The organism is Paenibacillus sp. N22P23 (assembly GCF_059383735.1).
In genome coordinates this window covers 1-16,964 of sequence record NZ_JBXENT010000019.1, presented here as the reverse complement: position 1 = coordinate 16,964, position 16,964 = coordinate 1, and the positions used below count along the sequence as shown (strand labels likewise).

Genomic DNA, 16,964 nt, shown 5'->3' with positions numbered 1-16,964 from the left:
CCTACCATGGACTCTCCTAGTCGCGACGCTCCGCAAGTCCCGGGAATGTCATTCTCATTTTTTCTTTGATGCCGCATATTTCATCAATGCGTTTGACGCATTTACTAACAGTCGCAATCGACGTCCCATACCGCTGAGATACCTCGTGGTACGAAATTTCTCTTCGGTGCATTTTGGCCGTCAAATATTCAAGCGCAGCAGCCCAGCTTTCAACTTTCCCAAGCTTCGGCACATTCGGGTAAATCCGCGAGAGAAACTCGATCCACAGCGTCAACAAATCATGTTGCTGAACCAGATCATAATGCTTGTTCATCCGCATCAATGCTGCTTCGAGGACGGACTGCCATTTATCCTCCCAGATCGGAAGTCTCGACGGCATCCGGCTATGTTCAATAACCGTTTCTTTCCCTTCAAGCACCGCTTGAAGAGATTCATGCACACCGATGGAACGAAGCACGAAGATCGCTATTCGTTTCAAATAGTCATCTTCCTGCGGCTCCACGATAAAATCACGCAGCGCATCCTTCACTTCATTGTCGGCAATCATACCAAGTGCTTGGATAACCTGCAGCTTCGTATGCCTGTCGCCATGTCGCAGTGCCCAGAAGAAGGACGAACGGACGAGCGGATCCCGCTTCATATGATCGGGCAGTGCTTCGGTTGATTTCTCCCATAGCTTAAACTGCTCTTCGAACGGAAGATGGTAATGGTAGCTCGTAGGCGCCGTATTCAAGCCTTTCTCCATAAGAGAAAGCTGTTCCAGATAGTAGCCTGGCACATGCGATTCGGCATCCAGCTTGCTCACCTGATGCCATAACCGCTTAGCCTCTTCGTAGCGCCCCATATTGCAGGCCGCAACAGCAGCATAATGGTAGAGACACGGATCCGACTTCAGCGCAGCATCCTTCAGCAGACGAGTGAAGTGACGGTACGCCTCGCCGTGTTCCCCTAGAATACCCATTGTTGTAGCCAACTTAAACACATGCTCCTGATGGAATGGCACGGTTTTGCAAAGCATCTCCACTAACGGTTTCAGTTGCTCCTGGTCGCCCGCATGTTGATGGAAAATCGCCAAATTGCATAAGGCATGCAAATTGCCTGGTTCAATGTCCAGCACCTGATGAATAGTGACCATAGCTTTGTCGAAAATGCCCATATAGTAGTAGGCCAACGCTAGATTGTTGCGAGCCGCAAGAAATTCGCCGTTCTTCTCGACAATACTCTCTAGCAGTCGCACAGCTTCGACAAACTTGCCTTCTTCGAGCATGGACCTCGCACGGTCATGCTCGAAGAATCCTTCGCGCGCCTTAATGTACGCCAGCTTCATCGGACGCTCCAGCTCAAAGTGGAGCAGCTCCATCATTTCTTCGGCTTCATCGAGAAACTGACCTTCGGGATCTTCCTCCAGGTAGCGCACGAGTGAATCCTCAGCTGCTTCGTAATTCTCCATGTTGGCGTAATTGTTTGCCATATAGAAATGGCATTCCGTCATCTCCGGATCAAGCTCGTTCACAATCGACGACAAGATTCGATTCGATTCCTCGTAATTGCCCATTTCTGACAAAATGCCGGCCATATTGCAATGATTCACCGGATTATCCGGTTCATACTCGGCCGCGCGGCGGAAATACTTCAGTGCCTTGTCATAATGATAACGATCCATCGACCGAACCGCTCGCTCGAAGAAGAACGTTGCGTCCCATTGTATCGGAATGACTTTCGTGCTGTGGCTGGCTACCGCAATTTTCTTTTCTTTCATAACAAAAGGCACCTCCCCGGTACATCAAATATTCTACGATTATACCATAGCGCGGCCTATCCTTACACGAAAGAATATGTGGGAAATCGCGGGCATTCGCCCGCGATTTCGGAGTTTAGCCTTGCGTACAGGCCGTATGTTGCCTAGATTCCGGCATTTTTGAAGAGCGTACTGATGGAGCCGCCTTCAATGATAATGCGCGTCGTTTCGGCTAAAATTGGAGCTACAGACAATACTGTGAAGCGGTCGGAATGGTTCTCCGGCAGCGCAATAGAGTCCGTTACAACGACTTCTTTAATATTCGGATGGTCTAATCGCTGTATAGCCGGGCCGGAGAAGAGCGGATGCGTTGCGCACACGTACACATCTTCAGCGCCGCGTTCTTTGAGACCTTCAACAACATTGACGATCGTCGTGCCTGTATCAATCAAGTCCTCGATAATTATTGGAGTCTGGCCTTCTACGTCACCGATAACATGCGTAATGACGGATTCATTGTGTGCCGGACGTTTCTTAATCATAATCGCGAACGGTGCATCCAGATAGTTTGCCAGCTTCTCAGCAGTTGAGGCACGGCCCGCATCCGGAGATACCACAATCGGATTCTTAATGTTCTTCGATTTCAAGTAATCACTGATCAGATCAAGTCCCGTCAGATGATCCACTGGGATATTGAAGAAGCCCTGGATCGCCGGTGCGTGTAGATCAATCGTAATTACGCGGTTTGCACCAACGGTCGTCAGTACGTCCGCAAGCATCTTAGCCGAGATCGGTTCACGTGGAGCAGCCTTGCGCTCTTGGCGTGCATAACCGTAGTACGGCACAATGATGTTGACGGTACGTGCGGAAGCACGCTTCGCCGCATCGATCATGACGAGTAGTTCGACAAAATGATCATTGATCGGATGTGAGAACGACTGTACAAGGAATACATCACAATTACGGATCGTTTCCTCATAGTGAACATAAATTTCACCGCTTTTGAAACGAGACACTTTGATTTTACCGAGCTCCAGACCTAGATTCTCGCAGATCCGTTCCGCAAGTTTGGGATTCGAGGACCCCGAGAAAATACGCAGCTTGTCGCTAAACAACATAATACCCTCCTGAGCGATTAGACCACTTTTTATTTACATGCATCAAAAACACCGCTTGATTCGACACCCTTCATTATACATGGAAATCGTAATATTTCAAAAAACGATCAAATGCGCAAAAAGACCCATTATCCGCACCAATTACGCGTTCTCGGCGTCTTTCAACATCTATCGCGGTTTGTCCCGATTTATGAACGTTTTATGGCAAAACGTCGTAGAACCGAGCACTGGCAATCAGGCTCGGTTCCCCATATAGCTAGCCGCGACTTCATTTACTTCGGCTGCTTGGATTTATTGTGGCGATTGCCAAGCTCAGCCATGACCTCATCCAAGGACAAGCCACGCTCGCGGAGCAGCACCATCAGGTGGAAGATCAGGTCGCTCGTTTCGCAGCGGAGCTCGTCATTATCTTTGTTCTTAGCTGCGATAATGACTTCTGCCGACTCTTCGCCGACCTTCTTTAGAATCTTATCGACGCCTTTCTCAAACAGATACGTCGTATACGCACCTTCAGGGCGCTCAGTATAACGCTGTGCGATTACAGCCTCGAGCTGGTTCAACATTGCAAAACGGTCGCTAGTCAGCGTTGTCGCATTAGCGTCTACGCCTTGAATGCCGGTCACTTCATTCGTGAAGCAGCTGTACGTGCCCGTATGGCAAGCCGGTCCGGTCTGTTCCACGCGAAGCAAGAGCGTGTCGCCATCGCAATCATAGTGCATCGAGACGATTTGCTGCGTATGACCGCTCGTCGCTCCTTTATGCCACAATTCGCCGCGCGAACGACTCCAGAACCATGTTTCGCCCGTCTCGATCGAACGACCAAGCGACTCCTCATTCATGTAAGCCATCATGAGAACTTCTTTGCTATTGGCATCCTGCACGATTGCCGGTACGAGGCCAGCCTCATTCCATTTAATCGCTGCAGCAACCGTTTCAATTCCTTGTCCAGTACTCACCTGATCTCGACTCCTTTCAGCCGCAAGTCATCCTTCACATCGCGGATCGTCAATTCTTTATAATGAAAAATCGTTGCTGCAAGACCCGCATCCGCATGACCCTGCTGAAATACATCGTAGAAATGCTCCACCTTGCCTGCACCGCCGGATGCGATAACCGGGATACTGATTGACTGCGATACCGCCTGCGTCAGCTTAATATCGAAGCCATCCTTCGTACCGTCCGCATCCATACTTGTGAGCAGAATTTCACCCGCTCCAAGCGATTCTACTTCTTTCACCCAAGCAAGCGCCTTAATACCCGTCGCTGTACGTCCGCCGTGCGTGTACACTTCCCACTCGCCCCAAGTTTGATTAAACTTGGCATCGATCGCGACAACGATACATTGGGAACCGAATTTACGAGCACCGTCCTTCACGAGCGACGGATTCTTAACCGCTGCCGTATTGATGCCGATCTTATCGGCTCCGGCGCGAAGCAGCCGCTTCATATCATCGACGTGGGAGATCCCTCCGCCCACCGTAAACGGTATCGTAATTTCGCCGGCCGTTCGTTTGACGACCTCGATCATCGTCGCTCTGCCTTCAACCGAAGCGGAGATATCAAGGAAAACAAGCTCGTCCGCGCCTTCCTTGTCGTAAATTGCCGCAAGCTCTACAGGATCGCCTGCATCGCGCAAGTTGACAAAGTTGACGCCTTTCACGACCCGCCCATCCTTCACGTCCAGACATGGAATAATACGTTTAGCCAGCATCTGAATGCCGCCTCCCTTCTAGCTTGATATGTAGAACACCACTCGCACCTATCGAGCGGTTTCACGTGATTCTGTCGTCAACGCGAGAAAATTCCGCAGCAGGCTCATGCCGAGCTCGCCGCTTTTCTCCGGATGAAACTGCATGCCGTACACATTGCCTCTGCCGACAATGGCGGTCACCGGACCGTTATAGTCCGTAATCGCGAGCAGATCATCTCCGCGCTGCGGCTTGGCATGGAAGGAATGGACGAAGTACACATGTCCCTCCTCAAGCCCTTTAAACAACGGACTCTCTTGTTTGAAGGTCAGCTTGTTCCAGCCCATATGCGGCACCTTGAAGTCCCCTCGGAAGCGGATGACGTTACCGGGGAGCAGCCCCAAACCTTGATGCTGGCCGTACTCCTCGCTTTCGCTGAACAGCAGCTGCATGCCAAGGCAAATGCCGAGCAGCGGCTTGCCGGATGCGGCGTAGAAACGTGTGACTTCTTCAAGACCGGTATTCTGCAAATTCTGCATCGCATCGCCGAAGGCGCCAACCCCAGGCAATATCGCACCGTCCGCCTCCATGATCTCCTGTGCATCGGCGGTGATGACTGCTTCATACCCGAGTCGTTCCACGGCTTTGCTGACGCTGTGCAGATTGCCCATGCCGTAATCGATGATCGCGATCATCCTACAGCACTCCTTTCGTCGAAGGCACTCCTTGCACACGCGGGTCAATGCTTGTCGCTTCATCCAGCGCACGGCCGAGCGCCTTGAACACCGCTTCGATCATATGATGCGTATTCACGCCGTAATGAACGATTACATGCAGGTTCATACGCGCTTCAAGCGCCAGCTTCCACAGAAACTCGTGCACCAGCTCTACTTGGAAGCTGCCTACTTGCTGGGACGGATACTGCGCGCGATATTCGAAAGCTGGACGGTTGCTCAGATCGATAACCACCTGTGCCAGCGCATCGTCCATAGGTACGAACACCGAAGCGTAACGCTTAACGCCGCGCTTGTCGCCCAGTGCTTCACGAAGCGTTTGACCTAGGCAAATGCCGATGTCTTCAACCGTATGGTGATCATCAATATCCACATCGCCGCGTGCTTCCACTGTGAGGTCGAATTGACCGTGCTTCGTGAATAGATCCAGCATGTGATTCAGGAAAGGAACATCCGTATCAATCTTGGAGATCCCGGTTCCATCGACTCCAAAAGCCAGCTTAATGTCCGTTTCATTCGTCTTACGCGCAACTTCAGCTGCGCGGATTGCGAGGTTCTCTGCCATGTAATATCCTTCTTTCCACTGTACCTTATATTTTGATGGAGCTGACTAAGTGTTACGCTCCCGCTCCAGTCGGATTTCAATTGCCCTAGCATGCGCTTCAAGCCCTTCATGGCGGGCGAGCGTCATAATGTTATCGCCGTTTGCGAGCAGCGCATCCTTGCTATAGTAAATCAGACTCGACTTCTTCACGAAGTCATCCACATTCACAGGAGAAGAGAATCGCGCTGTACCGTTCGTTGGCAAAATATGATTCGGGCCGGCATAATAATCGCCGACCGGCTCAGAGCTGTACGGTCCGACGAAGATCGCACCGGCATTCTCGATTCGACCAAGCAGCGCCATCGGCTCTGCCGTCATAATTTCCAAGTGTTCCGGCGCCATGCGGTTCACCGCATCGATTGCTTCAGTCATCGTTTCGGCGATCAGAATTGCGCCGTAGCCGTCAATGGACTGCCTCGCTGTGCCTTCACGCGGAAGCAGCGCCAGCTGACGCTCAACTTCAATAGCGACTGCATCGCCAAGCGCTTCTGATGTCGTCACAAGAATCGCAGACGCCATCTCATCATGCTCGGCTTGCGACAGCAGATCCGCGGCCACGTAAGCCGGATCTGCCGTCTCGTCGGCCAGCACAACGATCTCGCTTGGACCTGCGATGCTGTCGATGGCGACAACACCATAAACCGAACGCTTCGCGAGGGCCACGTAGATGTTGCCCGGTCCACAGATCTTATCGACCGGCGGAATCGTCGCTGTGCCATAAGCCAGAGCAGCTACCGCTTGCGCACCGCCAATACGGTACATTTCCTTCACGCCGGCTTCTGCAGCCGCTACAAGAATATAAGGATCGATTCCTGCTTTGCCGCCCGTTGCCGGAGGCGTCACCATTACGATTTCCGGTACACCTGCAACCTGCGCAGGTATCACATTCATGAGCACCGAAGATGGATAAGCTGCTTTCCCGCCTGGGACATATACGCCTACACGCTTGAGCGGTCTAAGCAGTTGTCCAAGCATCGTACCGTCGGGTTGTACATCCACCCAGGATTGGCGCATCTGCTTCTCATGGAATTTTCGAATGTTCGCCGCAGCTTCACGTATAGCGGTTAGAAACCCTGCTTCTACGTGATCATAGGCGGCTTGTATCTCGCTCTCTGTGACACGCAGCCGCGATTCATCCAGCTTTACACGGTCATGCTGCTCTGTATAACGCAGCAATGCCGCGTCTCCTTCGGTACGTACCGCTTCTACGATTTGACGTACCGCTTCGTTTTGTTCCGGTGAGCCGTAGTCCACCTTACGTGTTAATCCAAACTGTTCCGCACGCAGTTTCCGCATAACGCCACCGCTCCTTTCACTTCTTCTTCCGCATAAGCACCTTGCTTAGCGGCGGCTTACTCTCGCTATCTATACGCCTGCTTTAGCCGCTATCGCAGTCTGCAGCTTGTCGCATAGGCTCTGAATGGCATCATTCTTCATTCTGTAGCTGACACGATTGGCAATCAACCGGCTAGTAATGCCGAAGATCTCTTCCATCTCCACAAGGCCATTCTCGCGAAGCGTTTGCCCCGTCTCCACCATGTCGACAATTCGGTCAGCAAGCCCAATAAGCGGAGCCAGCTCAATAGAGCCGTTTAGCTTGATGACCTCAACTTGCTGCCCCAATTCGCGAAAATATTGCGAAGCCACATTCGGATACTTCGTCGCCACACGAGGATGAATGACCGGCTTCCAATCCGGCAGTCCGATAACGGACATGCGGCATTTGGCGATACCAAGATCAAGCAGTTCATAGACGTCTTTATTTTCTTCCATGAGTACATCCTTGCCTACAATGCCGATATCCGCGACGCCGTACTCGACATAGGTCGGTACATCGACGGGCTTCGCCATGATGAAGGACATGCCCAGCTCCGGCAGTTCGATAATAAGCTTCCGTGTGTCGTCAAAATCACTTGGGATCGGCACGCCTGCTTCCCGAAACAGATTCGATGCCACTTTATAGATGCGTCCCTTCGGCATCGCGACCTTGAGCAGCTCACGTCCCGATGTATCGCCGGTGTATATACCGTTGCTCATCATGCTCATCTTGAAGTCCCCCCCTGTCCGCCGCCGAAGAACGTCAACAGCTTCGTAAACGTGACGCCCTTGTAGTTCACCTGTCCGTCGACCGAATCCGATGCAGCAAGCACAGCCTGCTGAGCATCAGCTCCGTCCATTTTCTCCGTCACCACTACGACAGCATCGCCACTGCTGCCACCGCTAACCGTGTCCGCCTCTTCACGAAGCTCACGCGCCTTATTAAGTGCCGCAGCACGACCAGCAGTGTCATACCCAATCAGTACGCGCTCCGTTCTCGCTTCACTTGCATGGTCCCCGATAAGCTCCAGAATTCGCGTTGTCTTAAGCGCAAAACCTGTCGCAGGTGCAGGACGACCAAACTGTTTCAATAAGTTATCATAGCGGCCGCCGCTCACTACCGGGAATCCGAGATCCGCCGCATAGCCTTCGAACGTCATGCCGGTGTAGTATTTAAAATCGCCAATCATCGTCAAATCAATCAATACATGCTCGCATACACCATAAGCCTCAAGCACGTCCCACATCTCGCAAAGATGCTGAATCGAAGCCTGAGCCGTCTGATCCAGACTAAGCGCCATAGCCTGGTTGCAGATCTCCTGCCCGCCGCGCAAACGCGTGATACCTTCCAGCTCGCTGCGCATAGCATCAGGCAGCGTCAGCTTCCGCAAGCCTTCGCGATATCCGACATAATCTCGCCCAAGCAAATAAGCCTTCAGTTCTTCTTGAGCAGCCGCCTGCCCCGGCAATGCTTCCTCGAATAGACCGTTCAGGAAGCCAACATGCCCGATTGCAATCTTGAAACGGTTCACGCCTGCTGCTTTAAGCGAAGCGATCGCAAGTGCAACCACTTCTGCATCCGCCTCAGGCGAGGCGTCTCCGACAAGCTCAACGCCGGTTTGGAAGAATTCCGCCTCTCGGCCTGCTTCCTCTTCAATCGCTCGGAACACATTGGAATGATAAGAGAGACGCACAGGGAACTGCGCATCCTTCAATACGGAAGAAACGACACGTGCAATCGGCGCCGTCATATCGGAGCGAAGCACAAGCGTCGTACCGCGATTGTTAAGCAGCTTGAACAGCTTCTGGTCGGAGGTCGAGCTTGCGACACCGACTGTATCGTAATACTCCATAGTAGGGGTCATAATTTGCTCGTACCCCCACGAGCTCATACAAGCAAGCACTTGATTCTCAATTTGTCTCAGCTTCGTTACAGCATGAGGCAAATAATCTTTCACGCCAATCGGCTTCTCAAATACCTTCGGTTTAGACATTATATGCTCACCCACAGTGCTTTAGTTAGTTAACGTGTTACCATATTACCATACTGCCAAAATAAAGGATTAGTCGTAATAATAACACGCGCCCCCCTATTCGTCAATCCTGTAGATATAGAAAAAACGGAGAGCATCGCTCTCCGTTTCTGACCCGCAAAGAGTGCAATTATGTACCTTAATCCGTTCCACTCCGTATTAGTGCAATCGGATTTCCACCGACGAAAGCGCCAGGCGGCACGTCCTTATGAACAACCGATCCTGCCGCAACAATGGCCCCATCTCCGATGACGACGCCGGGAAGGATCGTAGTGTTCGCACCAATCATAACACCTGAACCGATTCGAACCTCGCCAAGCCGGTATTCTTTGATCAAATACTCATGCGTCAATATCGTCGTATTATAGCCGATGATCGAGTTGTCCCCAATACTGATCTTCTCCGGGAAGAAAACATCCACCATCACCATGAGTGCAAACGCACAGTGGCGCCCTACCTTCATGCCAAGCACATGGCGATAAATCCAATTTTTCACCGGCAATGAAGGACAATAACGCGCTATCTGGATGAAGACGAAATTCCGTACGGCCTTAAATCTGCTGACCGTACGGTATACTTGCCACAGGGCATTTGGCCCTTCGACCGGATAACGCTCAACGTTTCTCAAGTGGTGCTCTACTCCAATCCCGCGAATGCGTACAGCTCGCGCATGTTATGGATCACATGACGCGCACCGCTTTCCTTCAGCTTCGCTTCACCTTTCAGTGACCACGCTACACCGACTGAGATGACCCCTGCCGCTTCGGCAGCTTCAATATCGACAACACTGTCGCCGACCATCATCGTCGTCGCCGGATCTGCACCTAATGCTTCCAACGCTTTAAGTACCGGCTCTGGATGAGGCTTCGGATGCTCCACATCTTCAATCGTCACGATCGCACCTGGCTCCACGTATTCATACAAACCTACATAACGTAAACCGCGTTCCGTCGTCAGTCGCATTTTGGTCGTAACGATTCCAATCCGTATTCCGGCTTCATGCAGCCGCGCGAACACTTCCACCACCTGTGGGAAAGCCGATACATAATCATCATGCATCTTAAGATTGACTTCACGGTAAGCCGCAACAAGGTCCGTCACATCTTCACGGCCTGAGAACAGCTGCATTTGCATCGTAAGCGGCTGTCCCATGCTCGGTATAATATGCTCCCGATCAAACTCAGGAGGGACGATTCCTTTTAAGGAATGCAAGAATGATTGAATGATGAGCTCATTCGTGTCCATAATCGTGCCGTCTAAGTCAAACAACATTGTTTTCACTACTGCTGCCATGCGATTATTTATTACTCCTTTAATGTCGATTCTCCGTGACCGCCAGCGGATTCTTTATCCAGCTCAGTGCGATCAACCTTTTTCTCTGGTGCTGCACCTGCTGGTAAACCGGTTTTGTAATTGATAACGGGATCGCTATAACGCGCATTCGCTTCACCCGTAGTACGGCGTCCAATGATCATAGCGACCGCCGCAATAATCAACAGTACCGATACCAGCTGAGAAATCCGAATATTGCCCTCTGCAGGGTTCAAGTAACCTTGATCGAAAACAATGCCCATTGGCGACCATAGTGCATCCATAACCGAAGCCGCCCACGAAGCGCCATGGAAAGCCAAGCTGTCTGTACGTAACGCTTCAATGAAGAAACGTCCGATAGAGTAACCGATGAAGTAAGTCATCAACAGTTCACCTGCCCGCAAGAACGGACGACGGCGAATGACAAGCAGCACTACCAGAACAAGCAGGTTCCAAAGCGATTCGTATAGGAACGTTGGATGATGGAATATACCATCAATATTCATTTCATTTACGATCCAATTCGGCAAATGAAGCGTGTCACGCAGGAAGCTCTCTTCAACAGGTCCGCCATACGCTTCCTGATTGACGAAATTCCCCCAACGACCGATCATCTGACCGGCAATAAGCGACGGCGCACAGATATCCGCGATTCTCCAGAAGCTGTAGCCTTTATATCGAAAATAAATAATACCGCATATGAAAGCACCTATGAGTGCTCCAAATATCGCAATACCGCCATTCCAGATCTTGAAGAAATCGAGCAAATTGCCCTTATACTCGTCCCACTTGAACGCTACGAAATAGATCCGCGCGCCTAAAATAGCAGACGGTACACCAAGCAGCAGCAAATCCATGAAGAAATCCGGTGATAAACCGAACCGCTTTCCTTCGCGAACTGCAAGAAGCAGTCCCACAAGCGCTGCCGTACCCAAGATGATACCGTACCAATGCACAGTAATAGGGCCCAGCGAAAAAGCAATTGGATCTAAACGTAATCCATACATGCGTCAACGGCTCCTTCTCTCACCATAATCGGGATATAATCAGACTTCATACTCTTTAGCCTCAACGAGTAATCAATCAAAATCATCCGCATCTTCAGCAATCGTCTCTGTCAATTTATTCGTAAATTGAAGCGCTGCATTATACCCCATACGTTTCAGCCTGAAGTTCATCGCAGCCACTTCGATAATGACCGCCAAGTTTCGGCCCGGACGTACTGGAACGGTAACGATTGGCACATCGGTATCGATAATTCTCGTTGTTTCTTCATCCAGACCGAGTCTGTCATACTGCTTGTCCGCTTGCCAATTCTCCAGCTTAATGACAACACTGATCTTCTTCATGTTGCGAACAGCGCCTGCGCCGAACAGCGTCATGACATTGATAATACCCAGACCGCGAATTTCAAGTAAATGACGAATAAGTTCAGGTGCTGTTCCATGCAATTGTCCATCAGAGGTTTGACGAATTTCAACAGCATCATCCGCTACAAGGCGATGGCTTCGTTTCACCAGCTCTAGCGCTGTCTCACTCTTACCAATTCCGCTGCCGCCCGTTATGAGCATACCGACTCCATAGACATCGACAAGAACACCGTGAATTGTAGCTGACGGTGCCAGTTTCCGTTCAAGGAAGTTGGTTATTCGACTTAAAAAAATCGTTGTTGCCGCATTACTGCGAAGTACCGGTATTTGCTTCAAATTCGATTGCTCGAGCAGCTCGGCCGGTGCATCCATGCCACGGGTTATGATGAAACATGGCGTCTCATCATCGCACAGCCGTTCCATGCGGTCTACTCGTTCTTGTTTGCTAAGCGTATCCATGAACGTAATTTCTGTCTTCCCCAGAATCTGTACACGTTCCTTCGGATAGTAGTCAAAATAACCAGCTACCTCAAGTCCGGGGCGCGATAAATCGTCTAACGTAATGCTGCGGCGGAGTCCGTCTTCTCCACTTAATATTTCAAGCTGAAATTGACTTACCAGATCGGACACTTTCACTTTCTTAGCCACTATTTCGGCCTCCTCAAAATCGCAGCCAGCTACGAGTTGTTAGATTAAATAACCAGATATCGTTATCGTATCGGAAATAACAAATAAAAACAACCGCCCGATAATTCGGGCGGTTGTCAGTAAAGGCTCAGCGCCTTATCTTATACTTCAAATACGTTCAGTTCGCTCTCTTTGTCGAAGACATGAACTTTGTTCATATCAAGAGCAAGCTTCACATTTGTACCTTCTTTAACGCCGGAGCGGCCGTCAACACGAGCGATTACTGTGTCTTTGCCAAGACCGTTCAGGTACAAGAACATTTCGTGACCAAGGTTCTCAGCAACTTCAACGTGAGCGTTCACGATTGTTTGCGGGGAAGCCTCGTGGAATACTGGCTCTTCGTGCAGATCTTCTGGACGGATACCAAGAATGATCTCTTTGCCAAGAAGGCCTTTATCTTTCAATTGTTGTGCTTTGCCTTCTGGAACAAGTACATCGATGTTAGTCGATTTGAAACGAACGGAACCGCCAGCTTCGGAAAGCGTACCCGTGATGAAGTTCATCGAAGGAGCGCCGATAAAGCCTGCTACGAAAATGTTAACTGGGTGGTTGTACAGCTCTTCCGGGGAAGCAGCTTGTTGAATGATACCGTCTTTCATAACGACGATACGGTCACCCATTGTCATTGCCTCGATTTGGTCATGCGTTACGTAGATAACAGTTGTTTCAAGACGTTTAGCCAGTTTGGAGATCTCCGCGCGCATTTGACCACGAAGTTTAGCATCCAAGTTAGAAAGAGGCTCATCCATCAAGAATACTTGTGGTTCACGAACGATTGCGCGGCCTAGGGCAACACGCTGACGTTGACCACCGGACAATGCTTTTGGTTTACGGTCTAGCAAATGCTCGATATCAAGAATTTTAGCGGCTTCACGAACACGTTTGTCGATTTCCGCTTTTTTGAATTTACGAAGTTTAAGGCCGAAAGCCATGTTTTGATATACGTTCATGTGTGGGTACAAAGCGTAGGATTGGAATACCATCGCGATGTCACGGTCTTTAGGGGCAACGTCATTAACAAGACGCTCGCCAATGAACAGTTTACCCTCGGAGATTTCTTCCAGACCTGCGATCATCCGAAGTGTTGTGGATTTACCGCAACCCGATGGACCGACAAGAACCAAAAATTCTTTGTCTTTAATGTCGAGGTTGAAATCTTTTACGGAAGCGAGATCAGTTCCCGCATATTTTTTGTAAACGTGCTCTAAGCGTACACCAGCCATTGTATTTCCCCCTAAAAGAAATAGTGTAATTCAATAACCTTAGTGTATATCAGTGCTGTCCTAATGACTATGCACATACTTTACAAAAAAACTACGACCTTTTCGTCACTTTATACAATAGTAAAATAATTTTGACGAGTACTGCATCGCGGAACTGCCGAACATCGAGTTCTGTCTCTTGTTTCAGCTTATCAAGCCTGTACAGAAGTGTATTCCGATGAATATAGAGTTTCTTCGCAGTCTCGCTTACATTACAGTCTAGACTGAAGAACGTTTCCAATGTGGTTAGGATCTCCGGATCGAGAAAAGCATCCGTACGCTTTAACGCTTGTTCTACAAATTTAAGTCGGTGCGCTTCAGGAATGGTGTTTAACAGACGCTCTAGATGCAGCAGCCACGGCAAATGAATATTGGACCCGATATGAAAGGTTCGTCCCAGATGAACCGTCTCACGCAGCAGGGCTGTCGTTCCAACTAGTGAATTTGCCGGGGAGATCGGCTGAGAAACGGCAAGATGACACTCGCCCATCCATTCGCTGGTCAGCATTTCATGCAGCCCATTTACAATGGAAGCTAAGCTTTCCTCGACTGATTCCTCTTCTTCGTCATCACGTTCCTCGGACTGTGCTTCATGAATAAGTGAAACCGGCCCTAATACAAGCCATTCTTGCTCCTTAAGAGGAATGATGATGACTTCTTCCGCAAGGAATGTACGAAGCAGTTTCTCCAGCTCGCTGTAGCTGGAGCGTCCGGATTCAGCCTGCTCACAGACGAGCATGAAAGGAATCATCGAAGAGAACAATCTTCCACGTGCAATAAGACGCTCAGGTAACGAATGCTTCGGTTCAGCAGAATCAAGCTGCTCATCGATCCAAGCACCAAGTTCTCTCGCGTATCGCTCAGACTCCGTAACGCCTTCGTAGCTCTTGGTCCGTACAGCAAGCATTTCGGATAACGTCCAGCTGATCAGACGCTGTTCCTTCTCGGTTAATTGGCTCCGCTCAATTTCCAGGAGGTCGACTGTATGCAGATTAACATTCATGACAAACCAGACCGTACCTTCGGTACCGTGGACATAATCGCCAATGGATACCGTATTATTTGTAAGTGATGATTGCTCTTGTGTGCTGGTAAGATCTTCGGTCAGCATTCTCCAATCTTGAATTGGCAATTGATGCTCTCGGACCGGGCAATCCAGAACAGTTTGCAATTGCGCCATCCATTTTGCTTCACTCATCGGCCTGCCCCTATCCTATATATTCTAGGAAGAATTTTTTCACCATTTGTCGTATCTGGACGGCGAAAGCTGTTTCTTCTTGGGACATTGTACCATAGATTGGGATCTATTTCAGCTTAAGGCAAGCAGCAGAACAATCGATAATAAGGAGAACAGCGCGGCTACGAGGTATATGAATGAAACGGTTTGTATCTGGGTTAACCCCCAGCGCATCAATACATGATGGGTATGAAGCTTGTCCGCCCGGTGCAGTCCTTTGCCTGAAAGCAGTCTGCGGAGCATGACGACTGCTGTATCCAGAATGGGCACGCCGAGTGCCAGAAGCGGTACAGCCACCGTGACAAGGGTGGCACTCTTGAACGCGCCGTCGACTGCCGTAACGGCCAGGGCATAACCTAGGAAGGCAGCGCCGGCATCCCCCATAAAGATTCTTGCCGGATAGAAATTATAAATCAGAAACGCCAAACATGCCCCAACCAGAATAACGGCGAGCAGCGCGGTCGATGGTTGATGTTTTAGCAGCGCAGCGATAAATAGTGTTAATGAAGAGAATGTCGAGACCCCAGAAGCGAGTCCATCCACACCATCAATGAAATTAATCATATTGATCAGCGCAAACACCCAGATAATGGTACCTATCATGCCTAGCCATGCCGGAAAATTGATTAATCCGTTCGGACTTGAAAGCCCCTCGATTCGAATACCAAAGAACAGCGGCAGGATCGCTGCAGCTATATAAACCAATACACGTGGCCACACCGGAAATTCCGCTCCGTTTGCTTTTGCCGCATCATCTGCTAAACCAATTACTACGAGCATTAAGCCGCCAATACTGATCGTCATACTAAGCGGCGTTGCACCTTGGAATATAAACAAAGTGATCACTATCCCTGCATAGAGCGCAGCTCCGCCCATTAGCGGAATGGGAGTGCGATGGATTTTACGCGAAGATGGCTTGTCTACAAAACCCATGCGAATCGCATACTTCCTCAGAATCGGCACCAATACGGCAACTATGGCAAAACAAAGCACGGCAGCTAATACGTATCTCATCTCTTTGTGTAACCCCCTGAACAGCCCTTTGTGTTCAGTTTACCCGCAGTAGGTTGAAATACTCTGACTTCCTATGTAATATTCGGCAGAAAACAACAAAAAAACCTGCAGGTCAATGACCTACAGGTGAATGGTTTATGAAATGGTGAGCCATGTAGGACTCGAACCTACGACACCCTGATTAAAAGTCAGGTGCTCTACCAACTGAGCTAATGGCTCTTGCTGTAAAGGAATGGTGGAGGGCGATGGATTCGAACCACCGAACCGTGAGGAAGAGATTTACAGTCTCCCGCGTTTGGCCACTTCGCTAGCCCTCCACAAGAAAATGGTGGCTCGGGACGGAATCGAACCGCCGACACGAGGATTTTCAGTCCTCTGCTCTACCGACTGAGCTACCGAGCCTTATTGTTTTAGTTAAATGGCGGAGCCGACGGGATTCGAACCCGCGGTCTCCTGCGTGACAGGCAGGCATGTTGGGCCACTACACCACGGCTCCGCATTTAAAATTATGGTGGAGGCTGACGGGATCGAACCGCCGACCCTCTGCTTGTAAGGCAGATGCTCTCCCAGCTGAGCTAAGCCTCCATATAGGTGTGGTAGCGGCGAAGGGACTCGAACCCCCGACCCTCCGGGTATGAACCGAATGCTCTAGCCAGCTGAGCTACACCGCCACACAATTGCCTCAAAATACTGCTTGTCCATCACGACTGAGGCAGCCGTAATAATCAGGTTAACTTACGCCCTGAAAACTGGATACGAACCTTTGCGAAGGTCTTGTTTAGCTGATCTTGATCCGAAGTTGAACATCCGAGCGAATGTTCGTAGGATAAGCCCTCGACCGATTAGTATTC

The 16,964-nt window shown here is 50.1% G+C and carries 16 protein-coding genes and 6 tRNA genes; all 22 read right to left on the bottom strand.

What is annotated here, in order from left to right:
* Positions 1-16: 16 nt before the first annotated feature.
* Positions 17-1,759 (bottom strand): tetratricopeptide repeat protein, encoded by a 1,743-nt coding sequence (locus AC506A_RS30785; protein WP_495464781.1) that lies wholly within the window; start codon positions 1,757-1,759, stop codon positions 17-19.
* 143 nt (positions 1,760-1,902) lie between these two features.
* Positions 1,903-2,853: a ribose-phosphate diphosphokinase gene (locus tag AC506A_RS30780; RefSeq protein ID WP_495464804.1), complete on the bottom strand. Its 951-nt coding sequence runs from the start codon at positions 2,851-2,853 to the stop codon at positions 1,903-1,905.
* Between the two features lie 275 nt (positions 2,854-3,128).
* Positions 3,129-3,812 (bottom strand): bifunctional phosphoribosyl-AMP cyclohydrolase/phosphoribosyl-ATP diphosphatase HisIE, encoded by a 684-nt coding sequence (hisIE, locus tag AC506A_RS30775; protein ID WP_495464780.1) that lies wholly within the window; start codon positions 3,810-3,812, stop codon positions 3,129-3,131.
* The gene (gene hisF / locus AC506A_RS30770; RefSeq protein WP_495464779.1) at positions 3,809-4,567 is read right to left on the bottom strand and encodes an imidazole glycerol phosphate synthase subunit HisF; all 759 of its coding nucleotides are present in this window, start codon (positions 4,565-4,567) and stop codon (positions 3,809-3,811) included. Before hisF ends, hisIE begins: the two co-directional genes overlap by 4 nt.
* 48 nt (positions 4,568-4,615) lie before the next feature.
* Positions 4,616-5,239 carry an imidazole glycerol phosphate synthase subunit HisH gene (gene hisH, locus AC506A_RS30765; RefSeq protein WP_495464778.1) on the bottom strand — a complete coding sequence of 208 codons (624 nt, stop codon included), beginning with the start codon at positions 5,237-5,239 and terminating at the stop codon, positions 4,616-4,618.
* 1 nt (position 5,240) lies between these two features.
* Complete coding sequence (hisB, locus tag AC506A_RS30760) at positions 5,241-5,843, bottom strand: imidazoleglycerol-phosphate dehydratase HisB (RefSeq protein ID WP_495464777.1); 603 nt, start codon at positions 5,841-5,843, stop codon at positions 5,241-5,243.
* A gap of 45 nt (positions 5,844-5,888) precedes the next feature.
* Positions 5,889-7,178: a histidinol dehydrogenase gene (gene hisD / locus AC506A_RS30755; protein ID WP_495464776.1), complete on the bottom strand. Its 1,290-nt coding sequence runs from the start codon at positions 7,176-7,178 to the stop codon at positions 5,889-5,891.
* Between the two features lie 69 nt (positions 7,179-7,247).
* Complete coding sequence (hisG, locus tag AC506A_RS30750) at positions 7,248-7,928, bottom strand: ATP phosphoribosyltransferase (RefSeq protein WP_495464775.1); 681 nt, start codon at positions 7,926-7,928, stop codon at positions 7,248-7,250.
* Positions 7,925-9,193, bottom strand: a complete 1,269-nt coding sequence (locus AC506A_RS30745) for an ATP phosphoribosyltransferase regulatory subunit (RefSeq protein ID WP_495464774.1) — start codon at positions 9,191-9,193, stop codon at positions 7,925-7,927. Before AC506A_RS30745 ends, hisG begins: the two co-directional genes overlap by 4 nt.
* A 178-nt stretch (positions 9,194-9,371) precedes the next feature.
* The gene (locus AC506A_RS30740) at positions 9,372-9,860 is read right to left on the bottom strand and encodes an acyltransferase (RefSeq protein WP_495464773.1); all 489 of its coding nucleotides are present in this window, start codon (positions 9,858-9,860) and stop codon (positions 9,372-9,374) included.
* 8 nt (positions 9,861-9,868) lie between these two features.
* Positions 9,869-10,525 (bottom strand): pyrophosphatase PpaX, encoded by a 657-nt coding sequence (gene ppaX / locus AC506A_RS30735; protein ID WP_495464772.1) that lies wholly within the window; start codon positions 10,523-10,525, stop codon positions 9,869-9,871.
* Between the two features lie 11 nt (positions 10,526-10,536).
* Entirely contained in the window at positions 10,537-11,550 is a 1,014-nt protein-coding gene (gene lgt, locus AC506A_RS30730; protein WP_495464771.1) for a prolipoprotein diacylglyceryl transferase, read from the bottom strand.
* 72 nt (positions 11,551-11,622) lie between these two features.
* Positions 11,623-12,561: an HPr(Ser) kinase/phosphatase gene (hprK, locus tag AC506A_RS30725; protein ID WP_495464770.1), complete on the bottom strand. Its 939-nt coding sequence runs from the start codon at positions 12,559-12,561 to the stop codon at positions 11,623-11,625.
* Between the two features lie 140 nt (positions 12,562-12,701).
* Positions 12,702-13,823: an ABC transporter ATP-binding protein gene (locus tag AC506A_RS30720; protein ID WP_495464769.1), complete on the bottom strand. Its 1,122-nt coding sequence runs from the start codon at positions 13,821-13,823 to the stop codon at positions 12,702-12,704.
* Between the two features lie 91 nt (positions 13,824-13,914).
* On the bottom strand, positions 13,915-15,060 hold the full coding sequence (locus AC506A_RS30715) for a PucR family transcriptional regulator (RefSeq protein ID WP_495464768.1): 1,146 nt from the start codon (positions 15,058-15,060) through the stop codon (positions 13,915-13,917).
* A 111-nt stretch (positions 15,061-15,171) separates the two neighbouring features.
* A complete protein-coding gene (locus AC506A_RS30710) occupies positions 15,172-16,113 on the bottom strand; it encodes an MraY family glycosyltransferase (RefSeq protein WP_495464767.1) in 942 nt (313 codons plus the stop codon).
* A gap of 143 nt (positions 16,114-16,256) precedes the next feature.
* Positions 16,257-16,332: transfer RNA gene (locus AC506A_RS30705), tRNA-Lys, on the bottom strand.
* 14 nt (positions 16,333-16,346) lie between these two features.
* Positions 16,347-16,430 (bottom strand) — tRNA-Tyr (locus AC506A_RS30700).
* 9 nt (positions 16,431-16,439) lie between these two features.
* A tRNA-Phe gene (locus tag AC506A_RS30695) sits at positions 16,440-16,515 on the bottom strand.
* A gap of 17 nt (positions 16,516-16,532) precedes the next feature.
* Positions 16,533-16,609, bottom strand: a tRNA-Asp gene (locus tag AC506A_RS30690).
* Between the two features lie 13 nt (positions 16,610-16,622).
* Positions 16,623-16,698 (bottom strand) — tRNA-Val (locus tag AC506A_RS30685).
* Positions 16,699-16,707: 9 nt separating this feature from the next.
* A tRNA-Met gene (locus AC506A_RS30680) sits at positions 16,708-16,784 on the bottom strand.
* Positions 16,785-16,964 lie beyond the last annotated feature (180 nt).

What these genes read in the sequence shown, in the direction of transcription:
- AC506A_RS30785 (WP_495464781.1), bottom strand. Translation starts at nt 1,759, where the DNA reads ATGAAAGAAAAGAAAATTGCGGTAGCCAGCCACAGCACGAAAGTCATT.
- hisF (WP_495464779.1), bottom strand. Translation starts at nt 4,567, where the DNA reads ATGCTGGCTAAACGTATTATTCCATGTCTGGACGTGAAGGATGGGCGG.
- hisH (WP_495464778.1), bottom strand. Translation starts at nt 5,239, where the DNA reads ATGATCGCGATCATCGATTACGGCATGGGCAATCTGCACAGCGTCAGC.
- hisB (WP_495464777.1), bottom strand. Translation starts at nt 5,843, where the DNA reads ATGGCAGAGAACCTCGCAATCCGCGCAGCTGAAGTTGCGCGTAAGACG.
- hisD (WP_495464776.1), bottom strand. Translation starts at nt 7,178, where the DNA reads ATGCGGAAACTGCGTGCGGAACAGTTTGGATTAACACGTAAGGTGGAC.
- hisG (WP_495464775.1), bottom strand. Translation starts at nt 7,928, where the DNA reads ATGAGCATGATGAGCAACGGTATATACACCGGCGATACATCGGGACGT.
- AC506A_RS30745 (WP_495464774.1), bottom strand. Translation starts at nt 9,193, where the DNA reads ATGTCTAAACCGAAGGTATTTGAGAAGCCGATTGGCGTGAAAGATTAT.
- ppaX (WP_495464772.1), bottom strand. Translation starts at nt 10,525, where the DNA reads ATGGCAGCAGTAGTGAAAACAATGTTGTTTGACTTAGACGGCACGATT.
- lgt (WP_495464771.1), bottom strand. Translation starts at nt 11,550, where the DNA reads ATGTATGGATTACGTTTAGATCCAATTGCTTTTTCGCTGGGCCCTATT.
- AC506A_RS30720 (WP_495464769.1), bottom strand. Translation starts at nt 13,823, where the DNA reads ATGGCTGGTGTACGCTTAGAGCACGTTTACAAAAAATATGCGGGAACT.
- AC506A_RS30715 (WP_495464768.1), bottom strand. Translation starts at nt 15,060, where the DNA reads ATGAGTGAAGCAAAATGGATGGCGCAATTGCAAACTGTTCTGGATTGC.
- AC506A_RS30710 (WP_495464767.1), bottom strand. Translation starts at nt 16,113, where the DNA reads ATGAGATACGTATTAGCTGCCGTGCTTTGTTTTGCCATAGTTGCCGTA.